Here is a 16,150-nt window from a genome sequence, read left to right on the forward strand (position 1 = left end):
GGATTACTTTCAGTGCACGAACCCTCGGGGTACATGCACTCGTGGGTATGCCGGAGGCAAGCCGGATTCCTGTTCGAGGAGTGACAACTGCCGGACGGGGGGCCGTGGTTGACGGCATCCTGGTAGTGCTTGCTGACAATGAGTGGCCGACAGGGCTCGACAGGGCTTCGGCGTTTGGCGTCTCGGACGGCACAGATCGCTCGGCGGCGGAGATCGCGTAGATGGCTTCAGGGAATGGGGGCGTTCCAGTGGGCGGCAGCGGCAGCGGCAGCGGCGGCAGCGTGGCGAACGCGGAGAAGCGCCCGAACGAACTGCTCAACTCGTGGTTCCTGCGCAGTGGCTGGTCGAAGGGCGAGCTGGCACGTCAAGTGAACCGGCGGGCGCGGCAGTTGGGCGCGAACCACATCTCGACCGACACCTCGCGGGTCCGGCGCTGGCTCGACGGGGAGAACCCGCGCGAGCCGATCCCCAGGATCCTCAGCGAGCTGTTCTCCGAGCGGTTCGGCTGTGTCGTCGCGGTCGAGGACCTGGGCCTGCGCGCCGCACACCAGGCACCCTCCGTGTCCGGCGTAGACCTGCCGTGGACCGGGCCGCAGACCGTCGCGCTCATCGGTGAGTTCTCGCGCAGCGACCTGATGCTCGCCCGCCGCGGCTTCCTCGGCAGCTCGCTCGCGCTCGCCGCGGGACCCGCCCTCATCGAGCCGATGCAGCGCTGGCTGGTGCCCACCCTGGGCGCCGGAGCGAGCCGGCCGGACCAGGGAAGCGCCACCGCCGCCCCCCGCCGTGGGAACCGGCTCTCGACGCCGGAGCTGGACCTCCTGGAGTCCACCACCGTCATGTTCCGCCAGTGGGACGCCCAGTGCGGCGGCGGACTGCGCCGCAAGGCGGTCGTCGGCCAGTTGCACGAGGTCACCGACCTCCTCCAGGAGCCGCAGCCCGAGGCCACCACCAAGCGCCTGTTCAAGGTCGCCGCCGAACTGGCGGAGCTGGCCGGATGGATGAGCTATGACGTGGGTCTGCAGCCCACAGCCCAGAAGTACTTCGTGCTCGCCCTGCACGCCGCAAAGGAAGCGGGCGACAAGCCGCTGGGCTCGTACATTCTCAGCAGCATGAGCCGCCAGATGATCCATCTCGGCCGCCCCGACGACGCGTTGGAACTCGTCCATCTCGCCCAGTACGGCAGCCGCGACTGCGCCAGTCCGCGTACCCAGGCCATGCTGTATGCGATGGAGGCCCGCGCCTACGCGAACATGGGGCAGCCCGGCAAGTGCAAGCGTGCCGTGCGGATGGCCGAGGACACCTTCACCGACGCCGACGACTGGGACGAGCCGGATCCCGACTGGATCCGCTTCTTCTCCGCGGCCGAACTGCACGGCGAGAACAGCCACTCGTTCCGCGACCTCGCCTATGTCGCCGGGCGCAGCCCCGCGTATGCGTCGATGTCCGAGCCCCTGATGCAGCGCGCCGTCGAACTGTTCGGCCAGGACGCCGAGCACCAGCGTTCCTATGCGCTGAACCTGATCGGGATGGCCACCGTGCACCTCCTCCAGAAGGAGCCGGAGCAGGCGACCGTGATGGCCAGGCAGGCTCTCGGCATCGCCCGGAAGGTGCGCTCGGAGCGGGTCAACACCCGGATCCGCAAGACCGTGGACACCGCGGTCCGCGACTTCGGCGACCTCGCCGAAGTCATCGATCTCACCGAACTGCTCGCCGCACAGCTGCCCGAGACCGCCGAAGCGGCGGTCTGAGCACCTCCAGAACCCCGGCCGCGACCGGCCCGTCCCGAAACAGCCCGACTCGGCTCCCCCGCGCCAGGTCATCGAGGACGGCGGCCGCGGCCGGTCCACGTGCACGCCGCGACCGTCGCTCGGTTGCGCCACGATAACGATCGGCAAACCCGTCATCCGGCAGTTCATGGACGCGTAACACCCACGACCTCTTCGTCACTGCGGCGAAACATCGAGGGGCACCCACGGAAACCGCGCTGCGCCAATCTCATGGCTCATAACCGGCCCACCCCTCATGTGACCGCTCAGGCTTCGCCCGCACGGGGCCGTACCAACGACGAGGAGACGCCGATGGCACCAGCCGCCATCACGCTCGCCGCAGAAGCGCCCAAGCTCTCTGCCGCGAACACAGGCTTCATGCTGATCTGTTCCGCCCTGGTGATGCTCATGACGCCGGGCCTGGCCTTCTTCTACGGAGGCATGGTCCGGGTCAAGAGCACCCTGAACATGCTGATGATGAGCTTCATCAGCCTCGGGATCATCACGATCCTGTGGGTGCTGTACGGCTTCTCCGTCGCGTTCGGCACGGACAAGGGCTCGCTCTTCGGCTGGGACGGCGACTACGTCGGGCTCAGCGGGATCGGGCTGACCCAGCTCTGGGACGGCTACACCATCCCGGTCTACGTCTTCGCCGTCTTCCAGCTGATGTTCGCCATCATCACGCCCGCCCTGATAAGCGGCGCCCTGGCCGACCGCGTCAAGTTCACCGCCTGGTCGCTGTTCATCGCCCTGTGGGCCACGATCGTCTACTTCCCGGTCGCGCACTGGGTGTGGGGGACCGGCGGCTGGGCCTTCGACCTCGGCGTGATCGACTTCGCCGGCGGTACGGCCGTGCACATCAACGCCGGTGCCGCCGCGCTCGGCGTGATCCTGGTCATCGGCAAGCGCGTCGGCTTCAAGAAGGACCCGATGCGGCCGCACTCGCTGCCGTGGACGATGCTCGGCGCCGGTCTGCTGTGGTTCGGCTGGTTCGGATTCAACGCCGGCTCGTGGCTCGGCAACGACGACGGCGTCGGCGCGCTCATGTTCGTCAACACGCAGGTCGCCACCGCCGCCGCGATGCTCGCCTGGCTGATCTACGAGAAGATCCGCCACGGCGCGTTCACCTCCCTCGGCGCCGCCTCCGGTGCCGTCGCCGGCCTTGTCGCGGTCACTCCTTCCGGTGGTTCCATCTCGCCGCTCGGCGCGATCGCCGTCGGCGCCATCGCCGGTGTCCTGTGCGCCATGGCCGTGGGCCTCAAGTACAAGTTCGGCTACGACGACTCGCTCGACGTCGTCGGCGTCCACCTCGTCGGCGGCATCGTCGGCTCGCTCCTGATCGGCTTCTTCGCCACCGGCGGCGGCCAGTCCGACGCGGCCGGCCTGTTCTACGGCGGCGGCCTCACCCAGTTCTGGAAGCAGTGCGCCGGTGTCGGCGGTGTCCTCGCCTACTCGCTGATCGCCTCCGCGATCCTCGCCTTCCTCATCGACAAGACCATCGGTATGCGGGTCAGTGAGGACGACGAGGTCGCCGGTATCGACCAGGTCGAGCACGCCGAGACCGCGTACGACTTCAGCGGAGCGGGCGGCGGCTCCATCGCCCGCACGGCCGTTCCCGCCCCGGTCGCCCAGGACTCCAAGAAGGTGGACGCATGAAGCTCATCACCGCGGTCGTCAAGCCGCACCGGCTCGACGAGATCAAGGAAGCCCTCCAGGCCTTCGGCGTCCAGGGGCTGACCGTGACCGAGGCCAGCGGCTACGGCCGTCAGCGCGGCCACACCGAGGTCTACCGTGGAGCCGAGTACACCGTCGACCTGGTACCCAAGATCCGGATCGAGGTCCTCGTCGAGGACGACGACGCGGACCAGTTGATCGATGTCGTCGTGAAGGCGGCACGGACCGGCAAGATCGGTGACGGCAAGGTCTGGGCGGTCCCCGTCGAGACGGCCGTGAGGGTCAGGACCGGTGAGCGCGGACCGGACGCGCTGTAACCGATTCGACGGACGGAACGGGAGTCGCTGGGTGACGAGTGTGAACGACGTACGGACCGAAAGCTCGGACGACCGACCCAGCGGCTATGCGGCGGCCCGGCTGCGTCTTCTCCAAGGAGAGGCGCAGTCCGGGCCGCCGCGCCGTTCTGCCCTCGCCGAGCTCACCGACGACTGGCTGACCGAACTGTTCGGCCAGGGCGCGCAGGGGATGTCGCTGGTGGCCGTCGGCGGCTACGGACGCGGAGAACTCTCCCCGCGCAGCGACCTCGACCTGCTGTTGCTGCACGACGGCACCGCCGACCCCGGCGAGATCGCGGCCCTCGCCGACCGCGTCTGGTACCCGGTGTGGGACCTCGGCCTCGCCCTCGACCACTCGGTGCGCACCCCCGCCGAGGCCCGCAAGACCGCGGGCGACGACCTCAAGGTGCACCTGGGTCTGCTCGACGCCCGGCACATCGCCGGTGACCTCGGTCTGACGGCCGGGCTGCGCACCGCCATCCTCGCCGACTGGCGCAACCAGGCGCCCAAGCGGCTCCCTGAGCTGCGCGAGATGTGCGAGGAGCGCGCCGAACGCCAGGGCGAACTGCAGTACTTGCTCGAACCCGATCTGAAGGAGGCGCGCGGCGGCCTGCGCGACGCGACGGCGCTGCGGGCCGTCGCCGCGTCCTGGCTCGCGGACGCCCCGCGCGAGGGGCTCGCCGACGCGCGGCGCAGACTGCTCGACGTACGGGACGCGCTGCACCTGACCACCGGACGCGCGACCGACCGACTCGCTCTGCAGGAGCAGGACCAGGTCGCCGCCGAACTCGGCCTGTTGGACGCCGACACCCTGCTGCGACAGGTGTACGAGGCCGCGCGCACCATCTCGTACGCCAGTGACGTCACCTGGCGCGAGGTCGGCCGGGTCCTCCAGTCGCGTGCCGTACGGCCCCGGCTGCGCGCCATGCTCGGCGGCGGTAAGGCCGCGCCGGTGGAGCGCTCGCCGCTCGCCGAGGGCGTCGTCGAGATGGACGGCGAGGCCGTGCTCGCGCGGGCCGCCAAGCCCGAGCGCGACCCGGTCCTGCCACTGCGGGCGGCCGCCGCCGCGGCCCAGGCGGGACTGCCGCTGTCGCTGCACGCGGTGCGCCGGATGGCCGCCGCGGCCCGGCCGCTGCCCACCCCCTGGCCCGCAGAGGCCCGCGAACAGCTCGTGACGCTGCTCGGCGCCGGACGCTCCACCGTCGACGTGTGGGAGGCGCTGGAGGCCGAAGGGCTCATCACCCGGCTGCTCCCGGACTGGGAGCGGGTGCGGTGCCGGCCGCAGCGCAACGCCGTGCACACCTGGACCGTCGACCGGCACCTGGTCGAAACGGCGGTCCGCGCGAGCGAGCTGACCCGCCGGGTCGGCCGCCCCGACCTGCTCCTGGTGGCGGCGCTGCTGCACGACATCGGCAAGGGGTGGCCCGGCGACCACTCGGTCGCGGGCGAGATCATCACCCGGGACGTGGCCGCGCGGATCGGCTTCGACCGGGCCGACGTGGCCGTGCTGGCCTCCGTGGTCCGCCACCACTTGCTGCTCATCGAGACCGCGACCCGCAGGGACCTGGAGGATCCGGCGACGGTACGGGCCGTGGCCGACGCGGTCGGTTCGGTCGGCACCCTCGAACTGCTGCACGCACTGACCGAGGCGGACGCGCTCGCGACCGGCCCGGCCGCCTGGTCGACCTGGCGCGGATCCCTCGTCGCCGACCTGGTCAAGCGGGTCTCGGCGGTGCTCGCCGGGGACGAGCCCCGCGATCCGGACGCGGCGGAGCCCACGGCCGAGCAGGAACGGCTCGCCGTGGAGGCACACCGCACTCGCGGGCCCGTGCTCTCCCTGCGCGCGCAGACCGAGGCGGCGCCCGACCCGTCCGACGGACCCGAGCCGCTGGGCGTGGAACTCCTGATCGCCGTACCCGACCAGCCGGGCGTGCTGCCCGCAGTGGCCGGAGTGCTCGCCGTGCACCGGCTGACCGTGCGGACGGCCGAACTGCGGTCCCTGACGCTGCCGGAGGGCGTCGAGGGGGCCGTGCTGCTGCTGAACTGGCGGGTCGCCGCCGAGTACGGCTCCCTGCCGCAGGCCGCACGGCTGCGCGCCGACCTCGTACGGGCCCTCGACGGATCTCTGGACGTCGCGTCCCGGCTCGCCGAGCGGGACGCCGCCTATCCGCGGCGCCGCGGCGTGGTGGCGCCACCGGCCCGGGTCGCCGTGGCATCGGCCGGATCCCGGCTCGCGACCGTGATCGAGGTACGGGCCCAGGACGCGCCGGGGCTCCTCTACCGGATCGGACGGGCACTGGAGACATCCGGCGTCCAGGTGCGCTCCGCCCACGTGTCGACACTGGGAGCCAATGCGGTGGACGCGTTCTATGTCACCGGGGCCGAGGGGGCGCCGCTGCCTGCCGAGGAGGCGGCTTCTGTGGCCAAGGGGTTGGAGGGGGCGCTGCGGGCCTAGGGTCTGTCTTCAAACTCCTCTCTGCCGCGCGACGCCTGGCACGCGCCCCCACCCTCGAACCGGCTTCGCACGGCTCGGGCGGGAGGTACCCCCTTCGCCGCACCGGGCACAACGCCGAGTACGTCCAGTACGAGGCCTTGCACCCGGCACGCCGAGAGCACGCACCAGACGCCGCGCGGCCGCCCTCCGGGCGACGAGAGGAGTTTGAAGACAGGCCCTAGGGCGCCGAAATCAAGCCCCTCCGGTGATTGAGGAGCGGGGTCCGGGGCGGAGCCCCGTGCTGCGCGGCGCACTCGCGTGACCGGGCCGCAGACCAAGCAGCCGCGGCCCGATACCCTGGAGGGCGACCTGTCCGTACAGCCCACCGACCCGAGGATTCGCGACCGCCGTGTTCGACACTCTTTCCGATCGCCTCGCAGCGACATTCAAGAACCTCCGCGGCAAAGGCCGGCTGAGCGAAGCGGACATCGACGCCACGGCCCGCGAGATCCGCATCGCGCTGCTCGAGGCCGACGTCGCCCTTCCCGTCGTCCGTGCCTTCATCAAGCAGGTCAAGGAGCGTGCGGCCGGCGCCGAGGTCTCCCAGGCGCTGAACCCCGCGCAGCAGGTCATCAAGATCGTCAACGAGGAGCTCGTCGGCATCCTCGGTGGCGAGACGCGCCGCCTGCGCTTCGCCAAGACCGGCCCGACCGTGATCATGCTCGCGGGTCTGCAGGGTGCCGGTAAGACGACGCTCGCGGGCAAGCTGGGCCTCTGGCTGAAGTCCCAGGGCCACTCGCCGCTGCTCGTCGCCTGTGACCTCCAGCGGCCGAACGCCGTGAACCAGCTGAGCGTCGTCGCCGAGCGCGCCGGCGTCGGCATCTACGCCCCGCAGCCGGGCAACGGCGTGGGCGACCCCGTCCAGGTCGCCAAGGACTCCGTCGAGTACGCCAAGACCAAGGTGTACGACGTGGTCGTCGTCGACACCGCCGGTCGCCTCGGCATCGACCAGGAGCTGATGCAGCAGGCAGCGGACATCCGCGACGCCGTCAGCCCCGACGAGATCCTCTTCGTCGTCGACGCCATGATCGGTCAGGACGCGGTCAACACGGCCGAGGCGTTCCGCGACGGCGTCGGCTTCGACGGCGTGGTGCTCTCCAAGCTCGACGGTGACGCCCGCGGTGGTGCGGCGCTCTCCATCGCGCACGTCACCGGCCGCCAGATCATGTTCGCCTCGAACGGCGAGAAGCTGGACGAGTTCGACGCGTTCCACCCGGACCGCATGGCGTCCCGCATCCTCGGCATGGGCGACATGCTCACGCTGATCGAGAAGGCCGAGCAGACCTTCTCGCAGCAAGAGGCCGAGAAGATGGCCTCCAAGCTGGCCTCCAAGAAGGGCCAGGACTTCACGCTCGACGACTTCCTGGCGCAGATGGAGCAGGTCAGGAAGATGGGCTCCATCTCCAAGCTGCTCGGCATGCTGCCCGGCATGGCGCAGATGAAGGACCAGATCAACAACCTCGACGAGCGCGACGTCGACCGCACCGCCGCCATCATCAAGTCGATGACCCCGGCCGAGCGCGCCGACGCCGCGATCATCAACGGCTCGCGCCGCGCCCGTATCGCCCGGGGTTCCGGTGTCGAGGTCAGCGCGGTCAAGAACCTGGTCGAGCGGTTCTTCGAGGCCCGCAAGATGATGTCGCGCATGGCCCAGGGCGGCGGCATGCCGGGGATGCCCGGGATGCCGGGCATGGGCGGCGGTGCCGGCCGCACGAAGAAGCAGCCGAAGAAGGCCAAGGGCAAGCAGCGCTCGGGCAACCCGATGAAGCGCCAGCAGCAGGAGCAGGAGGAGGCCGCCCGCCGCGCGGCCGCCGCCGAGTCCGGCGGCGCGCTCGGTCTGCCCGGCGCGGACCAGCAGGGCGGCAAGGACTTCGAGCTTCCCGACGAGTTCAAGAAGTTCATGGGCTGACCTGCCCGAATACGCGCGCGAAGGGCCCGGAACCGCATCGGTTCCGGGCCCTTCGCGCGCCTCCTCCCCGGTGGCGGCCGGTCCTGATCTGTGCGCTGATGGGCCCAAGAACCAAGGATCAAGGACCAGGGCAGTCGGCAGGAGGGACCAGGCGTGGCGAACCCCGTACCCCCGCGCGACCGCACCGATCAGCCCTGGCGTTCCGAGGGCGCACCGCCACCGCCTCCGCAGCAGCCGCCCAAGCGCAAGATGCCCGGCGGCTGGGGCGGCCTCATCCTGACGGCCCTGATCGTCTACCTCATCGCCAACCTGGTCCTGTCCTTCTTCAACCAGGGCGACGAGCCGACCATCTCGTACACCGAGTTCAGCAAGCAGGTCGCCGACGACAACGTCACCAAGATCTACGCGAAGGGCGACGCGATCCAGGGCCAGCTCAAGAAGGAGCAGCCCACCCCGGACGACAGCGACAGCCGGGCCAAGAACTACACGAAGTTCACGACGCAGCGGCCCTCCTTCGCGGACGACGACCTCTGGGCGAACCTGGAGAAGCACGACGTCACGGTGACCGCCGAACCGGTCGTCCAGGAACGCAGCTTCCTGTCCAACCTGCTCATCTCGCTCGCCCCGATGCTGCTCCTCGTCGTCCTGTGGATCTTCATCGCGCGCAGGATGAGCCAGGGCATGGGCGGCGGCGCGGGCGGCATGCTCGGCCGCAAACAGCCGCCGAAACCGGTCGAGTTGGAACCCGGAAAGAAGCGCACCACCTTCGACGACGTCGCCGGCATCGACGAGGTCGAGGGCGAGCTCAACGACGTCGTCGACTTCCTGAAGAACCCCGACGCGTATCGCGCCATGGGCGCCAAGATGCCGCGCGGCGTGCTCCTCGCGGGCCCGCCCGGAACCGGTAAGACGCTGCTCGCGCGAGCGGTCGCGGGGGAGGCGGGCGTCCCGTTCTTCTCCGCCTCGGCCTCCGAGTTCATCGAGATGATCGTCGGCGTCGGCGCCTCCCGCGTCCGGGAACTCTTCGCCGAGGCCCGCAAGGTCGCGCCCTCGATCATCTTCATCGACGAGATCGACACCATCGGCCGCGCGCGGGGCGGCGGCAGCGGCATGGGCGGCCACGACGAGCGCGAGCAGACCCTGAACCAGATCCTGACCGAGATGGACGGCTTCTCCGGCTCCGAGGGCGTCATCGTCATCGCCGCCACCAACCGCGCCGACGTCCTGGACCCGGCCCTGACCCGGCCCGGCCGCTTCGACCGCATCGTCACCGTCTCGCCGCCCGACCGCGGCGGCCGCGAGGCCATCCTCAAGATCCACACGCGGCAGATCCCGCTCGCCGACGACGTGAATCTCGCCCAGGTGGCCCGTACGACCCCGGGCATGACCGGCGCCGAACTCTCCAACCTCGCCAACGAAGCGGCCCTCCTCGCGGTCAAGCGCAAGCAGCAGGAGGTCACCCAGACCGACCTCTCAGAGGCGTTGGAGAAGGTCCAGCTGGGCGCCGAACGGCCGCTGGTGATGCCCGACGAGGAGCGCCGCCGCACCGCCTACCACGAGAGCGGCCACGCCCTGCTCGGCATGCTGCAGCCCGGCGCCGACCCGGTCCGCAAGATCACGATCGTGCCGCGCGGCCGCGCCCTCGGCGTCACGCTGTCCACCCCGGACTCCGACAAATACGCGTACACGGAGGAGTACCTGCGGGGCCGCATCATCGGCGCGCTCGGCGGTATGGCCGCCGAGCAGGTCGTCTACGGGGTCGTCACGACCGGTGCGGAGAACGACCTGGAGCAGGTCACCAACATCGCCCGCGGCATGGTCGCCCGCTGGGGCATGAGCGAGAAGGTCGGCCGCCTCTCCGCGCTGCCGAACGACGCCCAGCAGGCGTACGGGCTCGCCGCCGCCCCCGACACCCTGGACACGATCGACGGCGAGATGCGTCGCATCGTGGACGAGTGCTACGAGGAGGCGTGCCGCAAACTGCGCGACCACCGCGACCAGTTGGACGCCCTGGCGGCGGCGCTCCTTGAGAACGAGACCCTGGAGGAGGCCGACGCCTACCGGGTCGCCGGCGTCACCCGGTTCACCAAGGACTGAGCGCCCGCGCGCCTCAGGTAGTACGGGCGATCAGATACCGGAAGACATTGGGCATCCACACCGTGCCGTCCCTGCGCACATACGGCTGGAGCGCCTCCGTCACCTCCTTGTCGACCTGAGCCGAGTCCGTCGCTCCGACCGCCGCGTCGAACAGACCGGTGGACAGCAGCCCCTTGAGCGCGCTCTCCGTGTCCGCGTAGCCGAAGGGGCACGCCACCCGGCCCGAGCCGTCGGGCCGCAGCCCGGCCCGCTGGGCGACCTCTTCCAGGTCGTCACGGAGGGCGGGGCGCCAGCTGACCGTGCTGCGCAGGGGGTCGGCCAGCTTCGTCGCCACCCGCAGCACGGACGACGCGGTGCAGCGCTCCGGGGGACCCCAGCCGACCAGCACGACGGCGGAGCCCCGCGCGGCGAGTGGCGCCACGCTCTCCAGGAGCGCCGAGAGCCCCTCCGAGTCGCCGGCCGTGCAGCCGATCGGTTCGAAGGCGGTGACGATGTCGTACGGCTTGTCGTCGGGCCCGGCCACGGCGGTGTCGTCGCCGCCGTCCGTGAGCCGGGTCTTCGGCCTGCCCCGTCCCGCCCAGACCTCGGGCAGCAGCCGCTCGCGGGCGAGCGCGAGCCGCTCGGGTTCGGCGGACTCCACGCCGGTCACGGCCGCGCCGCGGGACGCAGCCATGAGGAGGGCGAGACCGGAACCGCAGCCGAGACCCAGGAGACGGGTGCCGGAGCCGACCTCAAGCCGCTCGTACACCGCTTCGTAGAGCGGGACCAGCATGCGTTCCTGAATCTCCGCCCAGTCACGCGCGCGTGCGCACAGGTCCGCGCGCGGCACGGATGCCGCGTGGGAAAGGTGCCGCTGCACGAGCGTAGGTGTCATGGAAATTCCCCAATTCGCCGAGAGATGCCGAGAGTTGTCGCCGATGCGTACGGTCCGTTTTCGCGCGCTGCTCGCACTCCCCCCGTATGCCAGAGAACTCCGCATCGTCCCCCGCGTCTAGGGGGTGTCGGGCAGGCGTACGCGCAATGCGCGCGTACTCGGTCGTGCGCCCCCTGGCGGTCATATGACGGGTGCACGCCGGGCATACGGGCGAAAAGGATTCCCGTGCTCCGCAGTCCGCGCCGTAGCATGCGCGCCATGGCCAAAGCCCCCGTTCTCACGCCCCAGGCGGAAGACTTCCCGCGCTGGTACCAGGACCTCGTAGCCAAAGCCGAACTGGCGGACAACGGACCGGTGCGCGGCACGATGGTCATCCGACCGTACGGCTACGGCCTGTGGGAGCGGATGCAGCAGGACATGGACGCGCGCATCAAGGAGACCGGCACGCAGAACGCGTACTTCCCCCTCCTGATCCCGCAGTCCTACCTCACCAAAGAGGCCGACCACGTCGAGGGTTTCGCGCCCGAACTGGCCGTGGTCACACACGGCGGCGGCAAGGAACTGGAGGAACCGGCCGTCGTCCGCCCCACCTCCGAGATGATCGTCAACGACTACTTCGCCAAGTGGATCCAGAGCTACCGCGACCTGCCCCTGCTCATCAACCAGTGGGCCAATGTGGTGCGCTGGGAACTGCGTCCCCGTCTCTTCCTGAGGACGACGGAATTCCTCTGGCAGGAGGGCCACACGGCCCACGCGACCTATGAGGAGGCGCGCGACTTCGCGGCGCGCATCCACCGGCACGTGTACGCCGACTTCATGGAGACCGTGCTCGCCATGGACGTCGTCCTGGGCCGCAAGACCCCGAAGGAACGCTTCGCGGGCGCCGTCAACACCCTCACCCTCGAAGGGATGATGGGCGACGGCAAGGCTCTCCAGATGGGCACCAGCCACGAACTCGGCCAGAACTTCGCCAAGGCGTTCCACACGCAGTACCTCTCCAAAGAAGGCAAGCAGGAACTCGTCTGGCAGACCTCCTGGGGCTCGACGACCCGCATGATCGGCGCCCTGGTGATGATGCACGGCGACGACCACGGCCTGCGCGTCCCGCCGCGCCTCGCGCCCACCCAGGTGGTCGTCCTCGCCATCAAGGACGACGCCGCGGTGCTCGCCAAGGTGCGCGAGATCGGTACGTCGCTCAAGGCGGCCGGAATCCGCGTCCACGTCGACGACCGCACGGACACCCCCTTCGGGCGACGCGCCGTCGACTGGGAGCTGAAGGGCGTGCCGGTCCGCGTCGAGGTGGGCCCGCGCGACCTGGAGAACGGGACCGCGATGCTGGCCCGCCGCATCCCCGGCGGCAAGACGCCGGTCGCGCTCGACGGGCTCGCCGCACTCCTGCCCGGCATCCTCGAGGAGGACCAGGCGCTCCTGCTGAGGCAGTCGCGCGAGCGCCGTGAATCCCGTACGAGCGACGTCGCCACGGTCGACGAGGCCGTCGAGGCGGCGACGGCCGGCGGCTGGGCCCGCATCCCATGGGCCACGCTCGGCGAGGCGGGCGAGGCGAAACTCGCCGAGCACGGGGTGTCCGTACGGTGCCTGCTCACCGCGGACGGGGCGGTGCCGGACGCGGACGACGCACCCGGTAACGTCGCTGTCGTGGCGCGGGCCTACTGAGGCCTGAGGCGCGGGCCGACTGAGGCCTGTTGAGGCCGAAACCACCTCTTGCGCATCCGGCGCCCGGCGCGTAGCTCCGACTACGCGCCGGGGCGTACGTGACACTACGCACCACCTTGGTGCGGGCTGTGCTTCTTCTCCGCAGATCAGCGCACCCGCCCTCGTCAGGACGCATGAGCGGCAACTGACTGGTACGTGCAAATTATTTGGGATGCCCCGGAATAGGAACACGGAGGCACCCCGGCTCGTTGTCACGACGTGAGCACGACACCACCTGTTCTCGCCGCAGAGCTGGCAGGGGCGTGGGCCGACATTCAGCGGCACCACCCCGAACTGCCGGATCTTGCCGCGCCCGAATCCCTGATCGGGGAGTCGTCGTCCGCCTGCGGACACGAACTCTCCTTCGAGCGACTGCTTCACGAGGCAGTCCATGGCATCGCAGCCGCGCGCGGAATCCGCGACACCTCACGCGCCGGCCGGTACCACAACCGCAGATTCCTGGCCATCGCCGAGGAGCTGGGCCTCGACCACCCCGAGGAACCGCACCCGAGCAGTGGTTTCTCGCTGGTCACACTCAACCCGGAGGCGAAGCAGCGTTACCGGCAGACGATCGAGCGGCTCCAGCGCGCGCTGAAGGCCCACACGGTGGCCACGGCCGCGGACACCAAGCGCAGCTTCCGGGGGCCGGCCGCACGGCACGGCTCCTCCGGCGGCGGTGTCCGCGTCAAGGCCGTCTGCGACTGCGGCCGCAACGTCCGCGTCGTGCCGTCGGTGCTCGCCCAGGCGCCGATCGTGTGCGGCGGCTGCGGCAAGCCGTTCCGTATCCCGGAAGTGGTGGGCGCGGCCGCCGGGTGACCGGCGGGTCCTCGCTCCTGGTGGGGCGACGTGGGGCGGCCGTACTCCGGTTCGGTCGCCCACTCGGCATATGGCACAATGGCTAGCTGTACTCGCAGTCGAACAGGACCCCTCTCTCCTCCGGCTGACGCGTCCATCGGGCACTCGGGTACCGCAACCCCACGCGGCAATCTCGCCGTGCCCACCCACGTCAAGACCAGGAGACACCACTCCCGTGGCAGTCAAGATCAAGCTGAAGCGTCTGGGCAAGATCCGTTCGCCTCACTACCGCATCGTCGTCGCCGACTCCCGTACCCGCCGTGACGGCCGGGCCATCGAGGAGATCGGCCTGTACCACCCGGTGCAGAACCCCTCGCGCATCGAGGTCGACTCGGAGCGCGCGCAGTACTGGCTGGGTGTCGGCGCGCAGCCGACCGAGCCGGTCATGGCCATCCTGAAGCTCACCGGTGACTGGCAGAAGCACAAGGGTCTGCCGGCCCCCGAGCCGCTGAAGGTCGCCGAGCCCAAGAAGGCCCGTCCCTCCTTCGAGGCGCTGGCCACGGCCGACGAGCCCAAGGGTGAGGCCATCACCCAGAAGAAGAAGGCTGAGAAGAAGGACGAGGCTGCTGAGGCTGCGTCCGAGTCGACCGAGGCCTGAGCATGCTCGAGGAGGCTCTTGAGCACCTCGTGAAGGGCATCGTCGACAACCCCGACGACGTGCAGGTCGCCTCGCGCAACCTGCGCCGTGGGCGCGTGCTGGAGGTCCGGGTCCACCCCGACGACCTCGGCAAGGTGATCGGCCGCAACGGCCGCACCGCGCGCGCTCTGCGTACCGTCGTGGGCGCCATCGGCGGCCGTGGCATCCGCGTCGACCTCGTCGACGTGGACCAGGCCCGCTGACAAAGTTGAACACCGGCTCGGGCCGGGGAGGGCTTACGAGCCGTCCCCGGCCCGAGTCGTTTGACCCGGCCTAGCCGTATGACACAGGAGAGTTTCCGACGTGCAGTTGGTAGTCGGGCGCATCGGCCGCGCCCACGGCATCAAGGGTGACGTCACCGTCGAGGTGCGCACCGACGAGCCGGAGCTGCGGCTCGGCCCCGGTGCGGTGCTCGCCACCGACCCCGCCTCCACCGGGCCGCTCACCATCGAGTCCGGCCGGGTGCACTCCGGCCGTCTCCTGCTGCGCTTCGCGGGCGTAGGGGACCGGACCGCGGCCGAGGCGCTGCGCAACACCCTCCTGATCGCCGAGGTCGACCCGGAGGAGCTGCCGGAGGACGAGGACGAGTTCTACGACCACCAGCTCATGGACCTCGACGTCGTCACGACCGACGGCACCGAGGTCGGCCGGATCACCGAGATCTCGCACCTGCCCTCGCAGGACCTGTTCATCGTGGAGCGGCCCGACGGCACCGAGGTCATGATCCCGTTCGTCGAGGAGATCGTCACCGAGATCGACCTCGAGGAGCAGAAGGCGGTCATCGATCCGCCGCCCGGCCTGATCGACGACCGCGCCGAGATCGCCTCCAGCCGGGACGCCGAGCCCGACGAGGGCGCGTCCGCATGAGGCTCGACGTCGTCACGATCTTCCCCGAGTACCTGGAACCGCTGAACGTCTCCCTCGTCGGCAAGGCACGCGCGCGGGGCCAGCTCGATGTCCACGCGCACGACCTGCGGCAGTGGACCCACGACCGCCACAACACGGTCGACGACACCCCCTACGGCGGCGGCCCCGGCATGGTCATGAAGACCGAGCCGTGGGGCGACTGCCTCGACGAGGTGCTCGCCGACGGGTACGAGAACGGGGCGCACGGGCCCGTCCTGGTCGTCCCCACGCCCTCCGGGCGCCCCTTCACCCAGGAGCTCGCCGTCGAGCTCTCCGAGCGCCCCTGGCTGGTCTTCACGCCCGCGCGCTACGAGGGCATCGACCGCCGCGTCATCGACGAGTACGCGACCCGCATGCCGGTCTACGAGGTCTCCATCGGCGACTACGTCCTCGCGGGCGGGGAAGCGGCCGTCCTGGTCGTCACGGAGGCCGTGGCGCGCCTGCTGCCCGGTGTCCTCGGCAACGCCGCCTCGCACCAGGACGACTCCTTCGCGCCGGGCGACATGGCGAACCTCCTCGAAGGACCCGTGTACACCAAGCCGCCCGAGTGGCGCGGCCGGGACATCCCCGACGTGCTGCTCAGCGGCCATCACGGCAAGATCGCCCGCTGGCGGCGCGACGAGGCGCTGCGCCGCACCACGCGCAACCGCCCCGACCTCATCGAGCGCACCGACCCCAAGGCCTTCGACAAGAAGGACCGCGAAATGCTCTCGATCCTGGGCTGGGGGCCCGGCCCCGACGGCCGATTTGGGCCGACGCCGGGGGCCGTGGAAGAATAGGCCGCTGCTGTACGTCCAGCCTGCGCCCCTGCCACAGGGGGAATGACGCAAGGCCCGACGCGATCAGCTACCGAATCTCATCGCATACCTCCCGCCGATGACCTGTGGCAT

General features: G+C 70.4%; 13 protein-coding genes. 12 read left to right on the forward strand and 1 reads right to left on the reverse strand.

The genetic code is table 11. From position 1 onward, the window contains the following. Window positions 1-221: 221 nt before the first annotated feature. From ACFVDP_RS15280 to ftsH, 6 genes are all read left to right on the forward strand, one after another. Entirely contained in the window at window positions 222-1,748 is a 1,527-nt protein-coding gene (locus tag ACFVDP_RS15280) for a hypothetical protein (RefSeq protein ID WP_383489037.1), read from the forward strand. Between the two features lie 330 nt (window positions 1,749-2,078). Further along, complete coding sequence (locus tag ACFVDP_RS15285) at window positions 2,079-3,422, forward strand: ammonium transporter (RefSeq protein WP_383489039.1); 1,344 nt, start codon at window positions 2,079-2,081, stop codon at window positions 3,420-3,422. Continuing rightward, window positions 3,419-3,757 carry a P-II family nitrogen regulator gene (locus ACFVDP_RS15290; protein ID WP_111668198.1) on the forward strand — a complete coding sequence of 113 codons (339 nt, stop codon included), beginning with the start codon at window positions 3,419-3,421 and terminating at the stop codon, window positions 3,755-3,757. Before ACFVDP_RS15285 ends, ACFVDP_RS15290 begins: the two co-directional genes overlap by 4 nt. A 31-nt stretch (window positions 3,758-3,788) precedes the next feature. Continuing rightward, window positions 3,789-6,230, forward strand: a complete 2,442-nt coding sequence (locus ACFVDP_RS15295) for a [protein-PII] uridylyltransferase (RefSeq protein WP_383489043.1) — start codon at window positions 3,789-3,791, stop codon at window positions 6,228-6,230. 388 nt (window positions 6,231-6,618) lie between these two features. Further along, window positions 6,619-8,178, forward strand: a complete 1,560-nt coding sequence (ffh, locus tag ACFVDP_RS15300; protein ID WP_383489046.1) for a signal recognition particle protein — start codon at window positions 6,619-6,621, stop codon at window positions 8,176-8,178. A 153-nt stretch (window positions 8,179-8,331) separates the two neighbouring features. Next, window positions 8,332-10,275, forward strand: a complete 1,944-nt coding sequence (gene ftsH / locus ACFVDP_RS15305) for an ATP-dependent zinc metalloprotease FtsH (RefSeq protein ID WP_383489049.1) — start codon at window positions 8,332-8,334, stop codon at window positions 10,273-10,275. Window positions 10,276-10,288: 13 nt separating this feature from the next. Here ftsH and ACFVDP_RS15310 read toward each other — a convergent pair whose 3' ends face one another. After that, window positions 10,289-11,149 carry an SAM-dependent methyltransferase gene (locus ACFVDP_RS15310; protein WP_383489052.1) on the reverse strand — a complete coding sequence of 287 codons (861 nt, stop codon included), beginning with the start codon at window positions 11,147-11,149 and terminating at the stop codon, window positions 10,289-10,291. A gap of 258 nt (window positions 11,150-11,407) precedes the next feature. Here ACFVDP_RS15310 and proS point away from each other — a divergent pair, with 258 nt between their 5' ends. The 6 genes from proS (at window position 11,408) to trmD (ending at window position 16,039) form a co-directional block, all read left to right on the forward strand. Then, window positions 11,408-12,823 (forward strand): proline--tRNA ligase, encoded by a 1,416-nt coding sequence (gene proS, locus ACFVDP_RS15315; RefSeq protein ID WP_383489055.1) that lies wholly within the window; start codon window positions 11,408-11,410, stop codon window positions 12,821-12,823. 258 nt (window positions 12,824-13,081) lie between these two features. Next, window positions 13,082-13,678 carry a hypothetical protein gene (locus ACFVDP_RS15320; RefSeq protein ID WP_351450286.1) on the forward strand — a complete coding sequence of 199 codons (597 nt, stop codon included), beginning with the start codon at window positions 13,082-13,084 and terminating at the stop codon, window positions 13,676-13,678. Between the two features lie 214 nt (window positions 13,679-13,892). After that, window positions 13,893-14,315 (forward strand): 30S ribosomal protein S16, encoded by a 423-nt coding sequence (gene rpsP, locus ACFVDP_RS15325; RefSeq protein ID WP_164303140.1) that lies wholly within the window; start codon window positions 13,893-13,895, stop codon window positions 14,313-14,315. Between the two features lie 2 nt (window positions 14,316-14,317). Next, entirely contained in the window at window positions 14,318-14,557 is a 240-nt protein-coding gene (locus ACFVDP_RS15330; protein WP_254369541.1) for an RNA-binding protein, read from the forward strand. A gap of 100 nt (window positions 14,558-14,657) precedes the next feature. Next, window positions 14,658-15,221: a ribosome maturation factor RimM gene (rimM, locus tag ACFVDP_RS15335; protein WP_383489059.1), complete on the forward strand. Its 564-nt coding sequence runs from the start codon at window positions 14,658-14,660 to the stop codon at window positions 15,219-15,221. Further along, complete coding sequence (gene trmD / locus ACFVDP_RS15340) at window positions 15,218-16,039, forward strand: tRNA (guanosine(37)-N1)-methyltransferase TrmD (protein ID WP_383489062.1); 822 nt, start codon at window positions 15,218-15,220, stop codon at window positions 16,037-16,039. The genes rimM and trmD overlap by 4 nt, the downstream gene beginning before the upstream one ends. Window positions 16,040-16,150: the final 111 nt, after the last annotated feature.

This window comes from Streptomyces sp. NPDC057694, assembly GCF_042799415.1.
GTDB lineage: Bacteria > Actinomycetota > Actinomycetes > Streptomycetales > Streptomycetaceae > Streptomyces.

Coding starts and splice junctions, on each gene's coding strand:
- ACFVDP_RS15285 (WP_383489039.1), top strand. CDS start 2,079: ATGGCACCAGCCGCCATCACGCTCGCCGCAGAAGCGCCCAAGCTCTCT.
- ACFVDP_RS15330 (WP_254369541.1), top strand. CDS start 14,318: ATGCTCGAGGAGGCTCTTGAGCACCTCGTGAAGGGCATCGTCGACAAC.
- ACFVDP_RS15310 (WP_383489052.1), bottom strand. CDS start 11,149: ATGACACCTACGCTCGTGCAGCGGCACCTTTCCCACGCGGCATCCGTG.
- proS (WP_383489055.1), top strand. CDS start 11,408: ATGGCCAAAGCCCCCGTTCTCACGCCCCAGGCGGAAGACTTCCCGCGC.
- trmD (WP_383489062.1), top strand. CDS start 15,218: ATGAGGCTCGACGTCGTCACGATCTTCCCCGAGTACCTGGAACCGCTG.
- ACFVDP_RS15280 (WP_383489037.1), top strand. CDS start 222: ATGGCTTCAGGGAATGGGGGCGTTCCAGTGGGCGGCAGCGGCAGCGGC.
- ACFVDP_RS15290 (WP_111668198.1), top strand. CDS start 3,419: ATGAAGCTCATCACCGCGGTCGTCAAGCCGCACCGGCTCGACGAGATC.